Genomic DNA, 17439 nt, shown 5'->3' with positions numbered 1-17439 from the left:
ACAAAACAAAAAGCACAGCCCAAACACCTGGGCCGTCGGGCCTGTTAACAAGCCCTAGGGCACCACTGGCAAGGCAGAAGGCATTTCAGGCAGACCGGGAATATGAATACTGATTGGCCCCTCGGTCTCCTGCATGGCTTCGCGCAAATCAAACTCTTCCGAACCGCTTGCGGCTTGCTCGTCCATGCGTCGTTCGGCCCGGCTATTGAGCACGAGCAGGCTGATACGTCGATTTACGGCTGCGGCGGGGTTATCTTTAACCAGGCTGACACTATCGGCCAAACCCACGACCTGCTTGACCTTGGCCTCGGCCAGACCACCAGCCACCAGCTCCTGTCGAGCCGCATTGGCACGATCGGCCGACAGCTCCCAGTTACTGTACAAACGCTCGCCACTGGCGTACTGCAGCGAGTCGGTGTGGCCGGAAATCAGAATCCGGTTAGGCATCTCGTTCAAGGGGGCGCTTAGCGAGCGCAAAATGGCCCGCATGTAAATCTGCACCTGTGCGCTGCCCGTGGAGAACATGGGGCGGCTTTGACGGTCGATAATCTGGATGCGCAAACCGTCCTGAGTCATGTCCAGCAGTAGTTGCGGACGGAATTCTTTCAGCACGGGATCGATGCGGATCAGTTCTTCCAGAGCCGATTTCAAATCTTCCAGACGCTCCACATCCTGGCGATCATCGGCCGCCTGGCTGCTGTTCGTGCCGGGATGGGGATTGGGAACCAGGCTGGGCTGGCCACCGGGAATGACGCTGCGCGAATAGTCGGCCTGATAGCCGCCCGAAACGGCGTCCATCAAGGGCATGCGGAAGTAATCGGCAATTTCCTTCAAGTCCTGCTTGGGAACCAGGGAAAGAATCCACATCACCAGGAAAAAAGCCATCATCGCCGTCATGAAGTCAGCGTAGGCAATTTTCCAGCTACCACCATGATGCTCGGCATGGGCCGTCTTCTTGCGACGGATGACCACGCGATCTTTATGATTGCTCATGAACGCATCCGCTTAGGCTTTGCGACCAGCACCCGAGCGGGCCTGACGTACATGCTCTTCCAGCTCCTGGAACGAAGGGCGATCGGAGGAAAACAGCACTTTACGGCCAAATTCCACGGCAAGCTGGGGCGGGTAACCATTCAGATTGGCCAGCAAAGTGACCTTGATGCACTCCAGCACCTTGACCGAATCCGAGGTACGGCGTTCGATGGTAGCGGCCAAGGGAGCGACAAAGCCGTAGGCTAGCAAGATACCCAGGAAGGTACCAACCATGGCCTTGGAAATCAGGTCTGCCAGCACGGCAGGCGGCTGGTCTACGGAGGCCAGCGCTTTCACCACACCCAGCACCGCCGCCACAATCCCGAAAGCGGGCAAGGCGTCAGCCACTTCACGCAAGGCGCGTGCCGGCACGTTGCGTTCGTGCTGGTGGGTCTCGATATCCTGGTCCATCAGCGTTTCGATTTCAAACGAGCTCATATTGCCGCTGATCATCAAACGCAGGTAGTCGGACACAAAGTTCATCAAAGCCGGATCTTTCACCACATTGGGGTAATCGGCAAAGATGGGACTTTGTTCGGGGTTTTCGATATCCGCTTCGATGGACATCATGCCATCGCGTCGAGCCTTGTTCAGCAGCACAGACAACATGCCCATCAACTGCATGTACAACTGCTTGTTGTAGGGGCTGCTGCGAAATGCAATCGGCAACGCTTTGGCCAGCAGCTTGATGGACTTGCCGCTGTTGGACGCAAAATAGGCCCCCAGGGCCGCGCCACCAATCAGCAGTAATTCAAAAGGCTGGTATAGCGCACCCAAGTGCCCGCCCAACCCCACAAAGCTCCCGAAAACGGAGACGAAAACAATGATATATCCAAGGATAATAAGCACGGATACGCCTTCTTCAAATACACGCTGCTAATGATGGCGGCAAGCAACCGGGCTAAAACGACGCGTTAATGGCCTTTTTCCAGCCTAGATCGACGCTTCCAGTTGCCTTGACACTTTCAGATTCTTATCAGATCCACATCAAAAACCAGCATCTATCCGGCTTTGCTGCACACTGACGACAAAAGCTATTGCTAGATGGGCACGTCTACCTGTGCGTTGACGTGCCCCGTGACCCTGGCTTGCGGCTCCTTGACCGGCTCTGATTTTCGACTTTTGCCGCCCGGAGATTTAGGTGTACTGCGTGCCTTGCTGGCACGGGTCTTGCCAGCCCGTGGTGGCGGACGGCAAATGGCACAAATAAAGCCTGATTCAGGATCGTGCGCATGGGCCACAAAGCCCCCCTTGCAGCGCTCGCACTGGGACAGCTGCAACAAACCGCTATCAAAAAAGCGCAGCAGCATCCAGGCACGAGTAAAACTCAGCACGGGCTCTTCATCCGGCCCCACGTCCAGACGCCCGGCCGACGATTGCTCCAGGTAAAGGCGATAAGCCTCGACCAGTGCACGGCTTTTATCGCACGGCGTATGCACGGCCATGAACTGGTAAATGCTGTAGAACAGGCTGGAATGAATATTGGGCAGCCAGGTCATGAACCAGTCGACAGAAAAAGGCAGCATCCCTTTGGGTGGCGAGCAGCCTTTGACTTCACGGTACAAACGGGCCAGCCGGTCGTAGCTTAATGATGTTTCTGCTTGCAGGACCTGCAAACGCGCCCCCAGCTCAATCATGTCGGAAGCAAGCCCAATTTCCTGAGCTTCTTTGGCGACGCTTTTTATAGCCATAGTTCTTGATGTAATAAATTCGCAGCCGGTTTAACCGGCTTGTTCTGCCGTCGCGCGCTGTGACAGAAGAATGGTGGAGTGGGCCTGCTGCAATACCCCTCCCAGCACATCCTGCGTCAAGGTGGTGAGCAGGTCGTAGTCATTGAAGCGAAAGCCGCAAATCAACGAGCTGGAGCTGGCCAGCTTGACCAATTGGGCCGGCGACAGACGCAACAAGGTCTCTGCCACATCGGTATCGAAGCCCAAACGGAACATACCTGCCGAAAAATTCTCCCGCAGCAGGCGCTGCGCGAGTAACAAGTACGACAAATTGACTTCCTGAATATCATTCAGCAGCGAATTTTCCGATACGGGCATGTCAGCCATCCTTGTAAATCTGTTAATCAGCCAGTTTCTTGTAACAAAACACATTTAAAATATATAAAGTTACATAAATATGTATCATGCCTTGCAATCTATTGCATGAATATAATTTTTACATTCTCGATGTTTCCGACACATACCCTCTTTTAATGCCCTAAAAACATGGAAAACATCAAATATATGCAATAAACGTATCAAGACACAGCAGAATATTATCAGATGCTCACTTAATGTTGTAGTTATAAACGAGATGTAACATGACAAAGATCAAAGCGTCTGTATCAAAATTATGTTTTGTTGCATACATTAGCCATTAATTAATGCATATTTCGACGATCCATCTCACGCGCTGCCTAAAAAGCGTCGAAATATCGGATAATCTTCTGGTAACAGCTTTCCCCGCCGCCCCCACATCCGTTTTGTAACAGCCCATGGTTCCTGCTGCTTTTACGCAACGTCTGTTTGCCTTGTGCCTGACACTGATCCTGGCGGCTTGTGCGCACACGCCCTCGTCCCACCTACCCGCCGGCAAACCCATTGGTGTGGATGAACAACGCCGCTCAGCCGTAGTCCTGTCTGCCCTGACCTTGCTGGATACGCCTTACCGCTACGGCGGACGCGAACCGTCTACCGGCTTTGATTGCAGCGGCCTGGTGCACTATGTATTCAGCCAGGAATCCAGTTCCCCCATTCCACGCCGCACCGGCGACCAGGCCAGCGCGGCCCGGCGTGTCAGTCGTTCACAGCTGCGCCCGGGTGATCTGGTGTTTTTCAATACGCTGGGTACCCCGAACTCGCATGTAGGCATCTATATAGGCAAGCAACAATTCATCAACGCTCCCTCCAGTGGTGGACGCGTGCGGATTGATTCACTGGACAATCCCTATTTCGCCAAACGCTTTGAAACAGCTCGCACTTTCTTTGATTGACTCATCGGCAAACCAGCGCAGGCATTGAAAGAAAGCAGGTCTGGTCTTTCACCAGGCCCAATTTCATTGAGCGCAAAAAGCAAAAAGGCCCGTGATGAACGGGCCCTTTCTTATTGCCATACGTTTAACGCGTAGGCACGGTGGCGTATTGCTCGGCCAGTTCCAGAAAGGCCTCCAGCTCGGGCGAGCGCCCGGTTTCTTCTTCCATAATTGCCGCCACCGCTGGGGCAAGCGATTGCGCCAGACGCGCATCAAGGAACAAAAGGCGCGAACGACGGGCCAGCATGTCTTCAACGGTACGGGCATATTCAAAGCGGCAAGCAAAGCGCACCATGGCCACACTCAAGCCCGGCGCCAATTCCTGATCCGCTCCCGGCAAGGTCTGCACCCAATCGGCCTCGCTGCCATACGCATCCAGACCGGCTGTACGCCCCAGAGAACGCCGGTCACCTACATAAGAAGCACCGACCAAACGTTGCTCCTGAGTCCGACAGGCTGGCAAAGGCCCCAGCAAGCCGGACTGCTGGCAGCGTTCCAGCACATCTTCGGCCATGGCACGATACGTCGTCCATTTGCCGCCAGTAACTGTCAGCAAACCATTCGCACTAACCGTAATGCTATGTTCCCGGCTGATGGATTGCGTCTGCCCCGCGGCCGACTCGGCTGCAGGGCGCACCAGCGGTCGCAGCCCCACCCAGATACTGCGCACATCCTGCACGGTGGGCGCTTTTTGCAGATAATTCGCGGACTCTTTCAGAATGAAATCTACTTCCTGGGCCAAGGGGCGCGGCTCCAGCGGAATATCGTCTCGGGGAGTATCCGTCGTGCCCAAAATCAGCTTGCCCAACCAAGGCACGGCAAACAAGACCCGGCCATCCTTGGTCCGTGGCACAAGCAAGGCGTGCTCACCGGGCAGGAATTCCTGATCAACCACCAAGTGCACACCCTGGCTGGGCGAAACCATAGGGCGCAGCTCACGCCCGGCTTCCTGCGCATCCAGTTGTCGCACCTGATCCACCCACACGCCCGTGGCATTGACCACGCATGTGCTCTGGATCTCGTAGGTCTGACCGCTTTCCTTGTCCTGGCAGCGCACCCCGCAGACCTTGCCCTCGCTGTGCATCACATCCACAACCGGACAGTAATTAATGAGCAAGGCCCCATTCAGAGCCGCCGTACGGGCCAGGGCCAAGGCCAGACGGGCATCATCAAACTGGCCGTCCCAATATTTCACACCACCTTTCAGGCCACTTTGCCGCGCACCGGGTAGAAGCTGCCGGATCTTGGAAGCACTCAAAAATTGGGTATGACCCAACCCCTCGCGCCCCGCCAAACCGTCATAGGCCATCAGGCCCACCCCGTAAAACGGAGTCTCCCAGCACTTGTAGCTGGGCATGACAAAAGGCAGGCGCTGCGCCAGATGGGGCGCATTGCTGAGCAAATGCATACGCTCGCGCAAGGCTTCACGCACCAGACTGACATTGCCCTGGGCCAGGTATCGCACCCCGCCGTGTACCAGCTTGGTCGCCCGCGAGGACGTGCCTTTGGCAAAGTCCCAGGCTTCCAGCACAACCACACTCAAGCCCCGCAAGGCCGCGTCCAGAGCGACGCCCAAGCCGGTAGCACCACCACCCACCACGACCATATCCACCTGCGTGGTGCGCGCCAAGGCGCCCAGCATCTGGGCTCTGTCGGTCAATAAGGGGGAACTTAATGTAGTCATAAGATGAGCTTTGGACCTGAAATTAGCAGACACCCGAAAAAAACACTGACTGGCTCGGGATTTACCCTGATTTTAGCCCCTGAACTTTTACCGTCCAGTGAAACTTGTTTGCTCGCGTATCAAGTCCCCTTCTGCGACCGGACACAGAGCACACAGAGCCAGTACACTGTGGTCTGCTCCGCTTTTACTGCCTCATTCGCATGACATTCATACTTGCTCTTGATCAGGGAACTTCCAGCTCGCGCAGCCTTGTGGTAGCGGCAGACGGCCGCATTCTGGCCAAGGCGCAGCAGGAAACTCAGCAATACTACCCGCGTACAGACTGGGTGGAGCATGATCCCCAGGAAATCCTGGACACCCAGTTCCGAACCGCCCGGCAAGCGATTGAGCAGGCAGGGCTGCGCCCTCAGGACATACACGCCATTGGCATTACCAATCAGCGTGAAACCACAGTGCTATGGGATCGGCAAACCGGGCAGGCCCTGCACAAGGCCATCGTCTGGCAAGACAGACGCGCCGAGGACTTCTGCGCCCAGTTGCGCGAACAAGGGCACGAAGCCACCATTACCGGCAAGACCGGCCTGCCTATTGATGCCTATTTTTCGGCCTCCAAGCTGCGTTGGCTGCTGGACTCCGTACCCGGCGCCCGTGAACGTGCAGCGCGTGGTGAACTGGCTTTCGGCACCATTGATAGCTGGCTGATCTGGCATTTAAGTGGCGGCAAAGTCCATGCCACCGATGTCAGCAATGCCTCGCGCACTCTGCTCTACAACATTCATAGCCAGCAATGGGACGATGAGTTGCTGGCCCTGTTCAACATCCCGGCCAGCGTCTTGCCCCAGGTACAGAGCTCCGCCTCCGAGTTTGGCCATTGCAGCCCCGAAATTCTGGGTAGCCCCATTCCCATTTGTGGTGTGGCGGGCGACCAACAGAGCGCCCTGTTCGGCCAGGCTTGCACAACACCCGGCATGGCCAAGAATACCTATGGCACAGGCTGCTTCCTGTTGATGCACTGTGGCTCGCAAGTCCCCCAATCCCATAACGGCCTGATCGCAACCAGCGCCGCCCATCATGGCGATGCTCCCGCCTATGCGCTGGAAGGCAGCGTCTTTATTGGGGGGGCGGTGGTCCAATGGCTGCGCGATGGTCTGGGCGCACTGGAACATAGCGCGCAAGTCGAAGAGCTGGCTCGCAGCGTGCCGGATGCACAAGGCGTACGACTGGTCCCTGCCTTCACCGGCCTGGGCGCCCCCTATTGGGATGCCCAAGCCCGCGGCACCATTACCGGCCTGACACGTGCCTCCACCATGGCCCACATTGCCCGCGCCGCTCTGGACAGCATTGCCTACCAAAGCGCCGCCGTGTTGCAAGCCATGAATCGGGATGTACAGGCCAACGGCGGCCCGGCCTTGCACGAGCTGCGTGTGGACGGTGGGGCCTGCGCCAATAATCTTCTGATGCAATTTCAAGCAGACTTGTTGGGCCTGCCTGTCGTGCGTCCCGTTACTATTGAGACGACCGCGCTGGGCGCCGCCTATCTGGCGGGCTTGGGCAGCGGTCTGTATTCAGGTCTGCCTGAGATTGCGGCGCTATGGCAATGCGACCGGGTTTTCGAGCCCATCATGTCGCGCGATGAAGCCCAAAACCTGATGCTCAGTTGGGAACAAGCCGTGCGTCAGGCACGCACTTATTGAACTTGCTGTTTTTTTGACGGAAACACCATGCTGCAAAAAATCATTCTGGGCATTGCCATCTTCCTGATCGTGATGTTGGGCCTGACCTTTGGCGAGGCCATTTTCCACTACATTTCCTCGTACCTGGGATTCCTGTTCCATGACTTCATCGAATTGATGCAGCAAGTTCAGCGCTACCTGACCGTACATTGGGGCAAGGCGCTGATCGCCTTGATCATTACCATCCCGCTGGTGATCTGGATTTCCAAGAACAAGAAAGACGAAATGTCCAAGCCCAACAGCCACCGCAAGATCGCGATTGTGCTGGCGATATTCCTGGGCTGGCTGGGCGTGCACCGCTTTTACCTGGGCCAGATCGGCATGGGCTTGTTATTCCTAGTGCTGTTTGCCATCTGGTCGCCGCTGGCCTATTTCCTGGCCTTGATCGACGCCTTGCGTTACGCCTTCATGGGCGACGACGAGTTCAAGCTGGCCCGTTAATTTCCAGACTGCTCACCAAAGCCCCACTTGCTGGGGCTTTTTTTATGGCTGCCCCCTTCACGCATGCCAGAAGCCTGGCTACGTCAAATAAACAGGCTCCACTCAGGGCGTTTTGTGGACTTATCAGGGAAAACCACAGCCCATGCCGCTTGCAAGCCTAGTTCCTTGATTTCCAATGCTTATATTAGCCACCATACCTTCCAGGTATGCAAGCAAACCTTTTTAGTCTTGGAAATCCCCAAGCGGCTTCGTGTTCAATCGAATTGGGGGAGACACGCCAAGCCTCTAAAAGACTGGCAGCGGCGGCTCAGATCAAAAGTGTGAGGCCATTGTTGCTGGCTCTGTCTACACATCCGTTACCCGATGGTTTTACGTATAAAAACCCATCAATACGCCCTATGGCACTCGCGTCCACGGCTTTATGTAGAGACACATCTCCGACTTGCATCGGAGGCCTGCAGACGACGAGGGTCACTACAAACATAACTAGATTGAGACACAAGAAAATGCGACGCACTAAAACTAGCTATTTACTGCGCAGCTTGCTGGGCCTGGCTTTGGCCGCCTGTACGCTAAGCAGTCACGCAGCCACAGAGAAACAACGCCCCAATATTTTGCTGATCGTGGCCGATGATCTGGGATATTCAGACATTGGCGCGTTTGGCGGGGAAATTTCCACCCCTAACCTGGATGCCCTGGTCAAAGACGGCGTAGCACTGACCGACTTTTACGCGTCCCCCTTCTGTTCCCCCACCCGCGCCATGCTGATGTCAGGCGCGGACAACCACCAGGTTGGCTTTGGTGGCATGGCCGAACTGATGACGCCCCAGCAGCGCGCCCTGCCCGGCTACGAAGGCTTTCTGAGCGACCAGGCCCTGCCCTTCCCCTTGGTCCTGCAAGACAATGGCTACCGCACCTATATGGCGGGCAAGTGGCATCTGGGCGTGAAAGAGGAAGTCGCCCCACCCAATCGCGGCTTTGACCAGTCCTACGCCTTGATGCACGGCGGCGCCAGCCACTTTGACCAAAGCGGCATCATCACCTTTGATGCCAATAAAGCACCGGTTGCCCTGTACCGCGAGAACGGCAAGGAAGTGCAACTGCCCAAAGACTTCTACTCCAGCGAGTTTTTTGCCTCGCGCCTGATGTCTTATATCGATGCGGACAAGCGCAAGGACCAGCCTTTCTTCGCCTACCTGGCCTTTACGGCTCCCCATTGGCCCTTGCACGCACCCGAGGAATACATACGCAAATATGAAGGCCGCTATGACGCAGGCTATGACGTGCTGCGTGAGGAGCGTCTGGAGCGCATGAAGAAGCTGGGTCTGGTGCCCCAGGATATGCAAGGCTATGTGGGCAATCCGGCCTGGCCACGCTGGAAAGAGCTGAGTCCTGAACAGCAACGTGTTGAAAGCAAACGTATGGCCGTCTACGCCGCGATGGTGGAAGCCATGGATGCACAGATTGGCCGTGTCATCGAGCACCTGAAGCAAACCGGCCAGTACGACAACACCGTTGTGATCTTCATGTCCGATAACGGTGCCGACGGCAATACCGTGCTGGATGAAGGTGAAACCCGCGCCTGGGCCCACAAGCATCGTGATAACAGCTATGAAAACACGGGCCGTCCCGGCTCCTTTGTGGAATACGGCCCAGGCTGGGCGCAAGTTGGCTCCACGCCCTTCAATCTGTACAAAGCCTTCATGTATGAAGGCGGTATCTCGGTACCTAGCATCATGCGCGTACCCGGTGGCAAGCGTCAGGGCGAATTTGTGCGCGCTCCGGCCCATGTAACCGACATCGCCCCCACCATTCTGGCCTTGGCCCAGATCGAACAGCCCAAGGGCGAGTACCGCGGCCGCCAGGTCATCCCCATGCAAGGCAACTCCATGGTCGATGTGCTGACCGGTCGCAGCGATCAGGTCCATGAAACCTTCCGCCAAGGCTGGGAGCTGAATGGCCGCCGCGCCATGCGCGTGGGTGACTGGAAAATCGTGTACGCCAATGCACCGTGGGGCAAAGACCGCTGGGAACTGTTCAATGTGGTCGAAGACCGCTCCGAGCTGAATGACCTGTCCGAAAAACATCCTGAAAAGCTGAAAGAGCTGATTGCCGAGTACGAGCAATATGCCAAGCGCAACGGGGTGGAGGATTTTGAAGGTCTGGCTTCGCGCCCTGGCTACAGCAACAGCCTGAACTACTACAAGGATCTGGATGAAGTCCTTTAAGCTCTCCCGAGCCAAGGCACTGCTGACGGTATGCGGGCTGCTGACAGCAGCCCCGCTGCCTGCAACGGCAGACGGCTCCGATACCCTCCCTCCTCCGGTTCCGGCCCACGATTGCCAAGCCTATAACGGCATACCAACAGGCTTCGGCCCGGCCAGGCAAGGAGCCGCCAATCAGGCTGGTTTGGTCACCATTCCGGGGGGGCGCTTTCTGATGGGGTCCGACGAAGGCTATCCGGAAGAAAAGCCGGTACATCCCGTGGAGGTCCAGGCTTTTCAGATAGACCAGCACGAAGTCACCAATGCCCAATTCGCACAATTTGTGGCGGCCACAGGCTATGTCACCCAGGCGGAACGGGTGCCGGAATTTCCGCCGCATGTTCAGGTTCCCGAGCAGTATCGTCAGCCCGGATCTGCCGTCTTCACACCACCAGCAGCAACGCATGATCACGATCACCACGAAGGACACAATCAGCACGCCCCTTCCGGCAATTACAACTGGTGGGTATGGGTGCCGGGTGCCAACTGGCGGCATCCCGGTGGTCCCGATACCAATCTGAACGGCCGTGACAATCATCCCGTCGTCCATATCGCCTACGAGGATGCGCTGGCTTACGCCCGCTGGTTGGGACGCGATCTGCCCACCGAAGAGCAATGGGAGTTTGCAGCGCGCGGCGGACTGGAAGGCGCTACCTACCCTTGGGGCAATACGCCTGAAGTGCGCGGCCGCTTGATGGCCAACACCTGGCAAGGTAATTTCCCCGCCCAGAACCTGCTGCGCGATGGCTACGAAGGCACCGCCCCCGTAGGCTGCTTCCCGGCCAATAACTATGGCCTGTGGGATTCGGTCGGCAATGTCTGGGAATGGACACGCAGTGCATGGCAGCCCCAGCATCGCCCCCTGGCGCCCAAACCCCTTCTCGTGGCAGCAACGGATGCCAACGGAAATCCGGCAACAGGCGTCATCAAGGGCGGCTCGTTTCTGTGTGCGGCGAACTTCTGCGTACGCTATCGCCCAGCTTCACGGCAACCCCAGGAAACCACCATGTCTACCCAGCATGTGGGCTTTCGTACGGTGCTTAATGAAATAAAAAACTAAGCTCAAAAGCCGGGCTCACCCTTGCCAAGCCCGGCACCAAACAACAATCCCCTCGCTTTTGACGAGAGGATTGTTCACTATCAAGTTCTTTCAGGGCAGACAAGCAAGGCATCAAGGCCTACGATGCCATTCCCGTTTCAGGCGTGGCCGTTTCTTTTTGCTTGACGGCCTGATGGTCCAGGGTCTCGCTGACGCTTTCCCACGCATTCTGCAAGCTATCAAAAACGCGATGCGCGTGAATCTGCTTGAACAGACCCATGCGAATCAGCTTGCGACCCACTTTCTCGTTCGCCTCGCACAGCGCCACCATGACATTGCGCTGTTCCAGCTCCGCCAAGGCAGTCTCCAAAGCCTGCATGGCCGTCGCATCCACAAAAGGCACGTAATTCAGGCGCAAGACCACGGCCCGAACCTGCTCCGGCACCGTCAGCAAGGAACGATTCACCGCTTCCACACTGGCAAAGAAGTATGGTCCTTCCAGAGTCAGCACCGAAATATCCTGGCGCAACTCCTGGCTGAAGGACAAATCCAGTGCCCGCTGTAAACGGCGGCCTTCCAAGGCCCGCACTTGCACCCCATCCGAGGTGCGTTTGAGCACATACAGCATGGCCAGAATCACCCCAATATTGACGGCCACGACCAGATCCGCAAATACCGTCAGGGCGAAAGTCACCCACAAAATGAACAAGTCAGCGGTAGGCATACGGCGCTGCAGGCGAACGACCAGCTTGGCCTGACTCATATTCCAGGCCACCATGAACAGAATGGCCGCCAACACCGTCAGCGGGATATAAGCCGCCAGCGGGGCCAGCAACAGCAGAACCAGCACCAGGAAAATGACATGCACCACGCCGGCAATGGGGCTGTCACCGCCATTACGGATATTGGTAGCGGTACGGGCAATGGCCCCGGTAGCCGCAATCCCGCCAAACAAGGGCGAGAGCACGTTGGCAATCCCTTGGCCCACCAATTCCTGATTGGAGTCGTGACGGGTCCCTGTCATGGAGTCGGCCACGACAGCGGACAGCAAGGACTCGATCGCACCCAGCATGGCAATTGCAAACGCAGGCCCGATCAGCTCCACCACGCGAGTCAGCGTAATTTCCGGCCATTGAAACGACGGCAAACCACTGGGCAAGGCACCGAAGCTGGAGCCGATAGTGGCCACCGACTCAAAACGGAAAATCGCCTGGATAAGCGTGATGACCACCAGGGCCACCAGCGGTCCGGGCAAACGCGCCAGACTTGGGATCTTGGGCACGACAATCAGAATCGCTAGAGACAAAATCCCCAGCAGTGTGGTTGCCCAATCCAGGGACGGCAGGTTCTGCAGCAAGAACCAGAGTTTCTCGTGAAAGTGCTGGCCCTCGACGACGGGAAGGCCAAAAAAGTCCCGCCATTGGCCCACCCAGATGATCACCCCGATACCGGCGGTAAAACCCACGATGACCGGATCGGGAATAAAGCGGATCACGGCTCCCAGGCGCAGCAGGCCCAGCAGCAGCAAGATCACCCCGGCCATCAGCGTGGCAATTTGCAGGCCCGCCACCCCATGTTGGGCCACCACCCCGGACAGAATGACAATGAAGGCCCCCGTCGGGCCGGCAATCTGCACCCGGCTGCCGCCAAATAAAGACACCGCCAAACCGGCAATAATGGCGGTATACAAACCCTGCTCGGGCTTGACCCCGGAGGCAATGGCGAAGGCCATGGCCAACGGCAAGGCCACCACCCCCACCACCAAACCAGCCAACAGGTTATTTAGCCAGTGTTTTCGCCCCAGGAGTCCGGCTCGACCCGCTTCCAGCAGTGCAATCATCGCGCGTCCTTGTCATGCCCAGCCTGCTCGACACAGATGAGAAACAAGCAGGGCCTCAACCCAAATGAAGCCTTAATGATACTACTGCGTGTCAAAAAAACTTCACGTTAGTGATGGGCTTATTTGATGCGGCATAAAAAAGGCCCCACGCTGCGCCTGCGGCTTGCGCTCCACCTCGCGGCCTGCATGCCGCTCGGATTCGCCAGGCACACAGCAGTCCGCAATGGACTACTGTGTGTCCAGGCTCATCCCCGAGGGGGCGCTTTTTACCGGGGGCGCCGAGCCTTGGGACGGCCCGGCGAAAAAAAAACCCCACCTCTTTGAGGTGGGGCTCAGTGACAACGAACACGGAGTTCAAGGGTTGCGGGCGCGCAGCAAACGCAAACTGTTCAGCACCACCAGCAAGCTGGCACCCACGTCGGCAAACACGGCCATCCACATGGTGGCTTGTCCGGTCAGGGCCATCACCAGGAACACGGCCTTGATACCCAAAGCCAGGCTGATGTTCTGCCACAACACGGCATGCAAGGCTCGGGACTGACGCATCAGCAAGGCAATCTTGCCCAGATCATCGTCCATCAAGGCCACGTCAGCGGTCTCGATCGCAATGTCCGAACCCAAAGCTCCCATCGCGATACCCACATCGGCACGAGCCAGGGCGGGTGCATCATTGATGCCATCACCCACCATCGCCACCAAACCGTTACCCAGTTTTTCCTCGATACGGTCCAGCTTGTCCTGTGGCAGCAAACCACCTCGGAAATCCTTGATTCCGGCTTGCTGGGCGACATGACGCACGGCTTGCTCGTGGTCGCCCGAAAGCACTTCCACCTGAACACCCTGCGCTTGCAGATCGCGAATCGCCTGGCTGGTGGTGGGACGCAGCGTATCCATCATGGCGAACCAGGCCAGCAGACCGTGCTCGTCACCCAGATACACCATGGTGGCACCGCTCTCTACCGCTTGCTGCTCGGCCTGGCTGGACTCAGCCTTGTTCTGCCCCAGCACCCAGCTACGCTTGCCCAGACGCAATTGGCCAGTCGTGCCTTGTGCTTGCACACCATTACCCGCCAAAGCTTCGAATTGATCCAGGCGCACCAGACCCGATGCCACACGGCCACGGGCAATCGCTTGCGAGGCAGGATGATCCGAACGCTCGGCCAGAGCAACGGCCATGTCCAGCACTTCGCTATCCGACAGGCTTGGACGCAGGCTGCCATATTCGCTCAAGGAAGGCTCGCCCAAGGTCAGGGTGCCGGTCTTGTCCACGGCCAAGTACCGCAACTGACGAGCCCGCTCCAGATACACGCCACCTTTAATCAAAATACCGGCACGTGCGGCACTGGCCAGGGCACTGACTACGGCCACAGGCGTGGAAATCACCAGGGCGCAAGGGCAAGCAATCACCAGCAGAACCAGAGCACGGTACACGGACTCCGACCAGCTCACACCCCAGATCAAGGGCAAGGCCACAGCCATCAAGGCCGCTGCCACCACAACCAGCGGGGTGTAGATGCGGGAGAACTGGTCGACAAAGCGCTGAATCGGAGCCTTGTTGGCTTGGGCCTCCTGAACCGAACGTGTGATACGGGCCAGCAAGGTTTCATCATGCGCGGCCTGGACCTGATACACCAGTTCGCCCATGCCATTGATGGTGCCTGCAAAAACCTCGTCACCGGGCGCTTTGTCCACGGGGGCACTTTCACCCGTGATAGGAGCCTGGTTAACCGTGCTTAGCCCTTGCAGAACTTTGCCATCCAGGCCAAAACGCTCCCCAGGGGCCACACGCACTTGCCAGCCTGCCTGCACCTGATTGGCCGGTACACGCTGCCAATCCTTGCCATCGGCACTGACCAGCACTTCATCCGGAACCAGCTTGAGCAGGCTGTCCACCGCATTACGGGCGCGGTCCAGGGAACGAGCCTCAATCCACTCAGCCAGGCTGAACAAGGACATCACCATGGCGGCTTCAGGCCATTGGGCCAGTAGTACCGCGCCGGTAACGGCAATACTCATCAAGGCATTGATATTGAGTTGACCATTACGCAGCGCAATCCAGCCCTTCTTGTAGACCTGCACGCCGCCGGACAGAATCGCGGCCAGAGCCAGAACAATCACCAGCCACTCGGGGGCCGCCAGCCAGTGGCTGATCTCGGCGGCCAAAGCCAGCACCACAGCGCCGGCAATGCGAATCAGACCTTGCTTGGGCGATACCTGCTTCACAGGCTCTTCATCGGCCATGCGGGGTTCAAAGCCCAGGCCGCGCAACGCGCCCAGCACCTTGTCACGGGCACCATCCACGTGGTCTACGGTCAACACACGTTGCATCAGGTCAAAACCCAGGTTCTGCACCTGATCCAGCTTTTTCAGGCCGGAGCGAATCATGTTCTCTTCCGCCGGGCAGTCCATATCAGCAATATGCACGACCAGACGAGTGGAGGTACTGGCCGCCAAGGTCACCGATGGGCCAAATGCGGGTGCCGAGCAGCACGCCCCCTCGTGGGAGTGCGACGCTTGTTCTGCATGGCTGTGATCGTGATCATGGCTATGCTCGTGGCTGTGATCGCCCGCCGCATGGTCGTGATCATGACTATGGTCATGTACGTGCTCGGTCTGGCAGGCTGATGTTGTGCACTGCCCCACGCCGAGCTTTGATGTGTTGTTAGCTGATGTCATAGCAGTTCCTCGCTTCTTGCATGGGACCAGTAGAAAGCCTAAAGTAACTACAAGGTCAAGCCCTTTGGAGGCCAAGCAATGAAAATTGGTGAGTTGGCGGAAAAAAGCCACTGCAACACGGAAACCATCCGCTATTACGAGAAAGTTGGGCTGCTGCCCGAGCCGGAGCGCAGCGAGGGCAACTACCGCCTGTACCGCAGTATCCACCTGGAACGGCTACGTTTTATTCGCAACTGCCGCAGCCTGGATATGACGCACGAAGAAATTCGCGGCCTGCTGGCATTCATGGACGGCCCAGCGCAAGACTGCGCCCCGGTCAACGATTTGCTGGATGAACACATCGAGCATGTGGCCGTACGCATTGCCGAGCTGGAACACCTGCAAAAACAACTGATTGAACTGCGTCACCGCTGCGGACAGGCCGGTGGCCTGGAGCATTGCGGCATTTTGCAGGGATTGGTGAATATGGAGCCGGATCAAGTCCCGGCTCCCACTACCCATTTGGGCTAAGGCGGTGTGACGTGGTCCTTAGCCACGCACCCGCCCTGCCGCCCACATTCCGATCAGCATCGCGACCAGAAACAAAATAGCCAACGGTGCGCCCGACGCAGCCAGCACAATGGCCGGTCCAGGGCAGAAACCTGCCACACCCCAACCAGCGCCGAAAATCAAAGCACCCAACACCAAGGGACGGTCTATTTGACGCTGCTTGGGCAGATCCATGGGCTGGCCAGTCACAAAAGCACAAGGACGACGGCGTGCCAGACTGAACGGCACAATCGCCACCGCAATTGCCGCGGCCATTACCAAGGCCAAAGACGGGTCCCAGGCTCCGGCCAGATCCAGAAACGCCAGCACCTTGCTGGGGTTGGCCAAGCCGGAAATCAACAAACCCAAGCCAAAAATCAGGCCGGAAACTAAAGCGATGAAATAATGCATGGCGGGCCCCTTAGATCAGATGACGCAAGACAAACACGGTCAGAAAGCCGCTGGCCATAAACATCAGCGTTGCCACCAAAGAACGGGGCGACAAACGCGACAAACCACACACACCATGACCACTGGTGCACCCCGAACCCAAACGGGTTCCGAACCCCACCAGCAAACCGGCTACCACCACCCACATCCAGGGCTGCGGCTGCACGACAGGTACGGTTTCCCCGGCCAGGCGATACAGCCAGGGCGCCGCCGCCAGACCCAACAAGGCCATCCAGCGCCAGCCCTTGTCACCCGCCTCCCCGCTCCAGGTGCCCGACAGCAGGCCGGATATGCCAAACACCCGACCATTGAACAGCACCAGCACAGCGGCCGCCAAACCAATCAAAGCGCCGCCAAACAAGGCGCTCCACGGGGTAAAGGAACTCCAGTCAATTGCGATCATCAATGCCTCCTGGGGCACAAAAAATTCCATATAAAGTTTGCATGACAGCCAACACCGCCGGGTTTTCCAGGCGGTAATAGACGTACTTGCCCTCTTTGCGGCTGGCAATCAGCTCTTCGCGCCGCAAAACCGTCAATTGCTGGGATAAAGTAGGTTGTGAAATTCCACTGCGCTGCGCCAGCTCCCCCACATTGCATTCGCCCTGCACCAACGTGCACAGAATCATCAGGCGGTCGGGGTTGGCCAGGCTGCCCAGCAAGCTGCTGGCTCGGCCCGCTACCTGTCGCAGGGCTTCCAGTTCGGTTTGATTCATAACGTTCTACAAAA

Annotated in this window: 16 protein-coding genes; 6 read left to right on the top strand and 10 right to left on the bottom strand. The window is 57.5% G+C overall.

Annotated features, from left to right (window positions below):
* Nucleotides 1–54: 54 nt before the first annotated feature.
* The 4 genes from motB to flhD form a co-directional block, all read right to left on the bottom strand.
* Nucleotides 55–993: a flagellar motor protein MotB gene (gene motB, locus M2Q46_RS00190; protein ID WP_009455181.1), complete on the bottom strand. Its 939-nt coding sequence runs from the start codon at nucleotides 991–993 to the stop codon at nucleotides 55–57.
* A 12-nt stretch (nucleotides 994–1005) separates the two neighbouring features.
* Nucleotides 1006–1881 carry a flagellar motor stator protein MotA gene (gene motA, locus M2Q46_RS00185; RefSeq protein WP_026484570.1) on the bottom strand — a complete coding sequence of 292 codons (876 nt, stop codon included), beginning with the start codon at nucleotides 1879–1881 and terminating at the stop codon, nucleotides 1006–1008.
* Nucleotides 1882–2072: 191 nt separating this feature from the next.
* Nucleotides 2073–2723, bottom strand: coding sequence for a flagellar transcriptional regulator FlhC (flhC, locus tag M2Q46_RS00180; RefSeq protein WP_035269018.1), 651 nt, complete (start codon nucleotides 2721–2723; stop codon nucleotides 2073–2075).
* A 30-nt stretch (nucleotides 2724–2753) separates the two neighbouring features.
* Complete coding sequence (flhD, locus tag M2Q46_RS00175) at nucleotides 2754–3080, bottom strand: flagellar transcriptional regulator FlhD (RefSeq protein WP_009455187.1); 327 nt, start codon at nucleotides 3078–3080, stop codon at nucleotides 2754–2756.
* A gap of 437 nt (nucleotides 3081–3517) precedes the next feature.
* Here flhD and M2Q46_RS00170 point away from each other — a divergent pair, with 437 nt between their 5' ends.
* Nucleotides 3518–4015, top strand: a complete 498-nt coding sequence (locus M2Q46_RS00170) for a C40 family peptidase (RefSeq protein WP_137431366.1) — start codon at nucleotides 3518–3520, stop codon at nucleotides 4013–4015.
* A gap of 124 nt (nucleotides 4016–4139) precedes the next feature.
* On the opposite strand, the gene M2Q46_RS00165 is transcribed toward M2Q46_RS00170, so the two are convergent.
* On the bottom strand, nucleotides 4140–5738 hold the full coding sequence (locus tag M2Q46_RS00165; protein ID WP_203144958.1) for a glycerol-3-phosphate dehydrogenase/oxidase: 1599 nt from the start codon (nucleotides 5736–5738) through the stop codon (nucleotides 4140–4142).
* A 200-nt stretch (nucleotides 5739–5938) separates the two neighbouring features.
* On the opposite strand from M2Q46_RS00165, the gene glpK reads away from it, so the two are divergent.
* From glpK to M2Q46_RS00145, 4 genes are all read left to right on the top strand, one after another.
* Nucleotides 5939–7432, top strand: coding sequence for a glycerol kinase GlpK (gene glpK, locus M2Q46_RS00160; protein ID WP_035269011.1), 1494 nt, complete (start codon nucleotides 5939–5941; stop codon nucleotides 7430–7432).
* A 27-nt stretch (nucleotides 7433–7459) separates the two neighbouring features.
* Nucleotides 7460–7912, top strand: a complete 453-nt coding sequence (locus M2Q46_RS00155) for a TM2 domain-containing protein (RefSeq protein WP_035269009.1) — start codon at nucleotides 7460–7462, stop codon at nucleotides 7910–7912.
* Between the two features lie 506 nt (nucleotides 7913–8418).
* Entirely contained in the window at nucleotides 8419–10140 is a 1722-nt protein-coding gene (locus M2Q46_RS00150) for an arylsulfatase (protein WP_205717080.1), read from the top strand.
* The gene (locus tag M2Q46_RS00145; protein ID WP_115634900.1) at nucleotides 10127–11236 is read left to right on the top strand and encodes a formylglycine-generating enzyme family protein; all 1110 of its coding nucleotides are present in this window, start codon (nucleotides 10127–10129) and stop codon (nucleotides 11234–11236) included. Before M2Q46_RS00150 ends, M2Q46_RS00145 begins: the two co-directional genes overlap by 14 nt.
* 118 nt (nucleotides 11237–11354) lie before the next feature.
* On the opposite strand, the gene M2Q46_RS00140 is transcribed toward M2Q46_RS00145, so the two are convergent.
* Both M2Q46_RS00140 and M2Q46_RS00135 read right to left on the bottom strand, forming a co-directional pair.
* Complete coding sequence (locus tag M2Q46_RS00140) at nucleotides 11355–13055, bottom strand: SulP family inorganic anion transporter (protein WP_115634898.1); 1701 nt, start codon at nucleotides 13053–13055, stop codon at nucleotides 11355–11357.
* A gap of 354 nt (nucleotides 13056–13409) precedes the next feature.
* On the bottom strand, nucleotides 13410–15731 hold the full coding sequence (locus M2Q46_RS00135) for a cation-translocating P-type ATPase (protein WP_230940664.1): 2322 nt from the start codon (nucleotides 15729–15731) through the stop codon (nucleotides 13410–13412).
* A gap of 78 nt (nucleotides 15732–15809) precedes the next feature.
* Between M2Q46_RS00135 and cadR the strand changes: the two genes are divergently transcribed.
* Nucleotides 15810–16241: a Cd(II)/Pb(II)-responsive transcriptional regulator gene (cadR, locus tag M2Q46_RS00130; protein ID WP_021446839.1), complete on the top strand. Its 432-nt coding sequence runs from the start codon at nucleotides 15810–15812 to the stop codon at nucleotides 16239–16241.
* A gap of 18 nt (nucleotides 16242–16259) precedes the next feature.
* On the opposite strand, the gene M2Q46_RS00125 is transcribed toward cadR, so the two are convergent.
* From M2Q46_RS00125 to M2Q46_RS00115, 3 genes are read right to left on the bottom strand one after another with little or no spacing between them, the layout of a single operon-like run.
* Entirely contained in the window at nucleotides 16260–16670 is a 411-nt protein-coding gene (locus M2Q46_RS00125) for a DUF6691 family protein (protein ID WP_115634896.1), read from the bottom strand.
* A gap of 10 nt (nucleotides 16671–16680) precedes the next feature.
* The gene (locus M2Q46_RS00120; RefSeq protein WP_088453199.1) at nucleotides 16681–17109 is read right to left on the bottom strand and encodes a YeeE/YedE family protein; all 429 of its coding nucleotides are present in this window, start codon (nucleotides 17107–17109) and stop codon (nucleotides 16681–16683) included.
* Nucleotides 17099–17425, bottom strand: a complete 327-nt coding sequence (locus tag M2Q46_RS00115) for a helix-turn-helix transcriptional regulator (RefSeq protein ID WP_009456065.1) — start codon at nucleotides 17423–17425, stop codon at nucleotides 17099–17101. Before M2Q46_RS00115 ends, M2Q46_RS00120 begins: the two co-directional genes overlap by 11 nt.
* Nucleotides 17426–17439 lie beyond the last annotated feature (14 nt).

Origin of the sequence: Alcaligenes sp. YSL9 (assembly GCF_030515105.1) — a bacterium.
GTDB classification, from domain to species: domain Bacteria; phylum Pseudomonadota; class Gammaproteobacteria; order Burkholderiales; family Burkholderiaceae_B; genus Alcaligenes; species Alcaligenes phenolicus.
Note: the sequence above shows the minus strand (reverse complement) of the source record. Positions and strands in the feature narration are given on the sequence as shown.

Excerpts from the sequence above, each read along its gene's own strand:
- M2Q46_RS00145 (WP_115634900.1), top strand. The coding sequence starts at position 10,127 with ATGAAGTCCTTTAAGCTCTCCCGAGCCAAGGCACTGCTGACGGTATGC.
- M2Q46_RS00135 (WP_230940664.1), bottom strand. The coding sequence starts at position 15,731 with ATGACATCAGCTAACAACACATCAAAGCTCGGCGTGGGGCAGTGCACA.
- M2Q46_RS00115 (WP_009456065.1), bottom strand. The coding sequence starts at position 17,425 with ATGAATCAAACCGAACTGGAAGCCCTGCGACAGGTAGCGGGCCGAGCC.
- M2Q46_RS00155 (WP_035269009.1), top strand. The coding sequence starts at position 7,460 with ATGCTGCAAAAAATCATTCTGGGCATTGCCATCTTCCTGATCGTGATG.
- flhC (WP_035269018.1), bottom strand. The coding sequence starts at position 2,723 with ATGGCTATAAAAAGCGTCGCCAAAGAAGCTCAGGAAATTGGGCTTGCT.
- M2Q46_RS00140 (WP_115634898.1), bottom strand. The coding sequence starts at position 13,055 with ATGATTGCACTGCTGGAAGCGGGTCGAGCCGGACTCCTGGGGCGAAAA.
- cadR (WP_021446839.1), top strand. The coding sequence starts at position 15,810 with ATGAAAATTGGTGAGTTGGCGGAAAAAAGCCACTGCAACACGGAAACC.
- M2Q46_RS00170 (WP_137431366.1), top strand. The coding sequence starts at position 3,518 with ATGGTTCCTGCTGCTTTTACGCAACGTCTGTTTGCCTTGTGCCTGACA.
- M2Q46_RS00125 (WP_115634896.1), bottom strand. The coding sequence starts at position 16,670 with ATGCATTATTTCATCGCTTTAGTTTCCGGCCTGATTTTTGGCTTGGGT.
- flhD (WP_009455187.1), bottom strand. The coding sequence starts at position 3,080 with ATGCCCGTATCGGAAAATTCGCTGCTGAATGATATTCAGGAAGTCAAT.
- M2Q46_RS00165 (WP_203144958.1), bottom strand. The coding sequence starts at position 5,738 with ATGACTACATTAAGTTCCCCCTTATTGACCGACAGAGCCCAGATGCTG.
- motB (WP_009455181.1), bottom strand. The coding sequence starts at position 993 with ATGAGCAATCATAAAGATCGCGTGGTCATCCGTCGCAAGAAGACGGCC.
- M2Q46_RS00150 (WP_205717080.1), top strand. The coding sequence starts at position 8,419 with ATGCGACGCACTAAAACTAGCTATTTACTGCGCAGCTTGCTGGGCCTG.
- glpK (WP_035269011.1), top strand. The coding sequence starts at position 5,939 with ATGACATTCATACTTGCTCTTGATCAGGGAACTTCCAGCTCGCGCAGC.